The sequence below is a fragment of the Polaromonas sp. P1_G4 genome (genome assembly GCF_056405475.1).
Genome location: NZ_JBFUCA010000350.1, coordinates 1 through 4,491, shown reverse-complemented (window position 1 = coordinate 4,491; position 4,491 = coordinate 1). Strand labels below are relative to the sequence as shown.

5 protein-coding genes are annotated in these 4,491 nt (G+C 61.0%); 2 read left to right on the top strand and 3 right to left on the bottom strand.

The window, feature by feature from the left end; all coding sequences use genetic code 11:
- The coding region (greA, locus tag AC1D1X_RS16295) for a transcription elongation factor GreA (RefSeq protein WP_477698660.1) at positions 1 to 466 on the top strand (466 nt) is incomplete at its 5' end.
- 92 nt (positions 467 to 558) lie between these two features.
- Positions 559 to 996 (top strand): DUF4149 domain-containing protein, encoded by a 438-nt coding sequence (locus AC1D1X_RS16290; RefSeq protein ID WP_477669264.1) that lies wholly within the window; start codon positions 559 to 561, stop codon positions 994 to 996.
- A gap of 77 nt (positions 997 to 1,073) precedes the next feature.
- On the opposite strand, the gene folD is transcribed toward AC1D1X_RS16290, so the two are convergent.
- The 3 genes from folD to AC1D1X_RS16275 form a co-directional block, all read right to left on the bottom strand.
- Positions 1,074 to 1,940 (bottom strand): bifunctional methylenetetrahydrofolate dehydrogenase/methenyltetrahydrofolate cyclohydrolase FolD, encoded by an 867-nt coding sequence (gene folD / locus AC1D1X_RS16285; protein WP_477669265.1) that lies wholly within the window; start codon positions 1,938 to 1,940, stop codon positions 1,074 to 1,076.
- An 83-nt stretch (positions 1,941 to 2,023) separates the two neighbouring features.
- Positions 2,024 to 2,650 carry a response regulator transcription factor gene (locus AC1D1X_RS16280; protein WP_348047552.1) on the bottom strand — a complete coding sequence of 209 codons (627 nt, stop codon included), beginning with the start codon at positions 2,648 to 2,650 and terminating at the stop codon, positions 2,024 to 2,026.
- 49 nt (positions 2,651 to 2,699) lie between these two features.
- The coding region (locus tag AC1D1X_RS16275; RefSeq protein ID WP_477698659.1) for a PAS domain-containing sensor histidine kinase at positions 2,700 to 4,491 on the bottom strand (1,792 nt) is incomplete at its 5' end.

Below are 4,491 nucleotides of genomic sequence, written 5' to 3'. Positions count from 1 at the left end.
TCCCATTACCAAGCGTGGCGCGGAAAGCCTCAAGGCCGAACTGCACCAGCTGAAAACCGTTGACCGGCCCTGGGTCATCAATTCCATTTCCGAAGCGCGTGCGCAGGGTGACCTGAGCGAAAACGCCGAATACGACGCCGCCAAAGACCGTCAGGGCTTCATCGAAGGCCGTATTCAGGAAATCGAAGGCAAGCTTTCCGCTGCCCAAATCATCGACCCGTCCGAACTGGACGCGGGCGGCAAGGTCGTGTTCGGTTCCACCATCGAACTGGAAGATGAAGATACCGGCGACAAGGTGACTTATCAGATCGTGGGTGAAGACGAGGCCGACATCAAGGCGGGCCGGGTCAACATCAGCTCGCCGATTGCACGTGCGCTGATCGGCAAAGACGAAGGCGATACAGCCGAAGTCCAGGCGCCAGGCGGTATCAAACGCTACGAAATCATCGCGGTGATGTACATCTAGAAAATGTGGCCCCCACGCTCACTCACTGTGTGTAGTTCTCTGCCCCCCGAGGGGGCTAATTTCCCCAGGGGCGGCCCATCGGAAAATTTCCAATGAAGCAACGCTTCAATGTGATGGTGGCGGCTCTCTGGTGGGGCAGCCTGACTGGTTTGGGATTCGTGGTGGTTCCCATGCTGTTCGCCAATCTCGGCACACCCGCTGTTGCCGGTGCCATGGCGGCCAAGCTCTTCACTGCGCAGACCTGGCTCAGCACGGGCTGCGCCATGCTGTTGCTTCTGGTTTTTAACAAAAAAGACGATACAGCCCTTGCGCAGCAAGCGCAAGCAGCTATCAAATTCATAGTGACTGGCTTGTTGCTGGCCTTGCTGGTGGAGTTCGGTATCGCGCCGCGCATCGTCAGTGCGCGTGCCGAAGGCGGCAACCTCAAGCTTTGGCATGGCCTGGGTACGGCGCTGTATGTTGTGCAGTGGCTGTGCGCCGGCCTGGCGCTGTGGCGCTTGAGTCGCTCGACGGTAACCGAAATCACCTGAATTTCCCCGGCAAGCAGGGGCCGCGGGACCGGCTCTGCCGGACCGCAGGCGCAGCGGCCCCCTCGGGGGGCAGGGAACTACACGGAGTGAGCGACCGTGGGGGCTCGTTCAGCCGCTTCCAGCGTATTGACCAGCAGCATGGTGATGGTCATGGGGCCGACACCGCCGGGTACCGGTGTGATGTAGCCCGCCACTTCCTTCACGCCGTCAAAGTCCACGTCGCCGCAAAGCTTGCCTTCATCGTTGCGGTTCATGCCCACATCTATCACGACGGCGCCCGGTTTGACCATGTCGGCCGTCAGCACGTTGCGCTTGCCGACAGCTGCCACGATCACATCGGCCTGTAGCGTCATGGCCTTGAGGTCTTTGGTTGCGCTGTGACAGATGGTGACGGTGGCGTTCTTTTGCAGCAGCATCAGCGCCATCGGCTTGCCGACGATGTTGCTGCGGCCGATGACCACAGCATGCTTGCCTTTGAGGTCGTAGCCGATGCTTTCCAGCATCTTCATGCAGCCATAAGGCGTGCAGGGCCAGAAGCCCGGCTGGCCGACCATGAGCGCGCCGGCGCTGGCGACGTGAAACCCGTCAACGTCTTTCGCGGGCGAGATCGATTCGATGACTTTTTGCGCGTCGATATGGGCAGGCAGCGGAAGCTGCACCAGGATGCCGTGGATGGCCGGGTCATTGTTGAGCGCCTCTACCCGTGCCAGCAGATCTGCTTCGCTGAGGGTGGCAGGGTATTGCTCAAGCACCGAATGCAGCCCGTTGTCTTCGCAGGCCTTGACCTTGTTGCGCACATAGACCTGGCTGGCCGGGTTTTCACCCACCAGCACCACGGCCAGGCCCGGTGTGACGCCGCGTGCGCGCAGGGCGGCGGCGCGTTGGGCGACTTCAGCGCGCAGTTGTTTGGAGAGGGCGTTTCCGTCGATCAGCTGGGCAGTCATTTTTTATCGATTTTCAAGTAAAAACGCCCGCAAATCCAATCATCACGGGCGCAAGCAGCTATCAGAAAGATAGCGGAAGGAGGTCAGCCTTTGGGTGCGTTGGATCCCAAGGCTATTTTGAGCAGGTCGGCCACGGTATTGGCGTTGAGCTTTTCCATGATGTTGGCGCGGTGCGCCTCCACTGTCTTGATGCTGATGCCCAGGTCGTCGGCGATCTGCTTGTTGAGGCGGCCCGCCACGATGCGCTCAAGCACCTGGGCTTCGCGTGAGGTGAGCTTGGCGAGCAGGGCGTCGCGGCTGGCGGACTGCTGGTAGTCACTGAAGGCTTCTTTGGCCTGCTCTAGCATGCGCTCGACCAGGTTGACCAGGGCTTCTTCCTGGAAAGGCTTCTGGATGAAATCCATAGCGCCTTTTTTCATGGTGTTGACCGCCATGGGTACGTCGCCGTGGCCGGTGATGAACACGATGGGAAGCGGTGACTTGCGCTCGACCAGGCGGTCCTGCAATTCGAGACCCGTCATGCCGCCCATGCGGATGTCGACGATCAGGCAGGCGACTTCGCGCGGGTCGTAACGGGAGAGAAAGGTTTCGGCCGAGTCGTAGCAGCGGACGCGGTAGTCCTTGCCTTCGAGCAGCCACTGAAGGGAGTCGCGCACGCCCTCGTCATCATCAACGACGTAGACGGTACCTTTTTTGGGAATCAAGCTCATGCCAAACTTTCTTTCGTGAACTTCTCGGGAGACTGTTCTTGAAGGGGTTTCAATGAACGCCGGTATCCTTGGTTGCTATGGTATCGCTAGCAGGCGCCACCGGTGCCAGCAGGGGTGTCACGGGGATCCAGAAGGTAAACCGGCACCCCACCACTTCGTCCCCATTGTAGAGGTTCTGGRCCTCCATTCTTCCCTGGTGGGACTCGACAATACTGCGGCAGAGTTTGAGGCCTATGCCCATGCCCTCGGCCTTGGTCGAATAGAAGGCTTCATACAGCCGGCCCATGACTTCAGGCGACAGGCCACGCCCCGTATCGAGCACCGAAAACTCCACCACGGCCTGGTCTTCAATCTGCTTGGGCACCACGCGCAATTCGACGCTGCGCCGCGCTGTCGGCAGGTGCGCCTGTTCAATCGACTCAGCCGCGTTTTTCATCAGGTTGATGAGCACCTGCTCGATCAGGATGGGGTCCACCATGATGTCGGGCAGGCGGGCTGCGATGTAGTGGCTGAGCCGCACGTGATGGCGCCGCAGCTCGATGTCGGCCAGCTCCATCGCATTGCTCACGATGGTCGCCACGTCGGCGGAGCTGCGGTTGGGCTCACTGCGTTTGACGAAGGACCGTATGCGCTGGATGATCTGCCCGGCGCGGTGTGCCTGTTTGGCGGTTTTCTCCAGCGCCACCAGCAGGTCTTCGTTGCTGATCTGCTGGCCCTTGATGCGCGACACCATGCCGTTGCAATAATTGTTGATGGCCGTCAGCGGCTGGTTGAGTTCGTGCGCCACGCTGGAGGCCATTTCACCCATGGTGATCAGGCGGCTCGCAGTCTGGGCCCGCTCGTTCTGCTGGGCTGCCTGCTCTTCGGCATGGCGCCGCGGCGTGATGTCGGTAGCAATCACCATCTGGGCCAGACGGCCGTCCACCCAAGTGAGGTAACGCGAACGAACTTCCAGCCACTTGCTGAGTTCGGGCACAAAAATTTCGGCGTTTTCCGTCTGCGCCGCCGTCAGCGTGTCGGTAGGGAAGCCCGCCAGGCCATCGACCGCATCCAGCGCATCTTCGGTGGGTACGGCGGAGGGCACGCCCGCTTGTGCAATCAGGTTCAGATGGCCGGAGACTTCACCGCCAAACCACGAACGGTACAGCTTGTTGGCAAACAGCAGCTCTTCACTGCCCAGCGGCGCCACGGAGACGGCCGCGTCCAGCCCCTCAAGTACCGTGGTGAAACGTTCGTAAGAAGCTGTGAGTTCTTCGCGGATGCGTTTGGGCTCGGTGATGTCGGTCATGGACGTCATCCAGCCGGTTTGCTGGCCGCGCGGATCAATCAGCGGCGAGACATACATGCGCGCGTCAAAAATCTGGCCGTTCTTGCGCTTGACGCGCACCTCGAAACCACCGGGCGGCGTGCGGCCGTGCAGCTCATCGTCCAGCCGCTGCATCAGGGTCTCGATCTCGCCTTCCGGCCAATGCGGGAAGGGCGGCGTACGGCCCACCAGGTCGCCTTCAGTGAGGCCCGTCATCTGGCAAAACGCCGGGTTCACATAGGTGATGCGGCCCTGCAGGTCCAGCGCGCGCATGCCGGTCAGCATGGAGTTCTCCATCGCACGGCGAAAGTTGGTTTCAGAAATCAAGGCCTGCTGGGCCTGCACGCGACGGCGCGTATGGCGCCAGGTGCCCAGCAGCATCCACACCGTCAGTGCGCTCAGGGCGCTGACCAGCCAGAAAAAGCCGCTGCCCACGACTCCGAGTGAGGCCCGATAGCCTTCCGCACGAATCAGCAGGCCGTTGCCTACCGGTGAAACCGGTATTTCATATTCAGCGGCGGCATCGGTCCAGGGC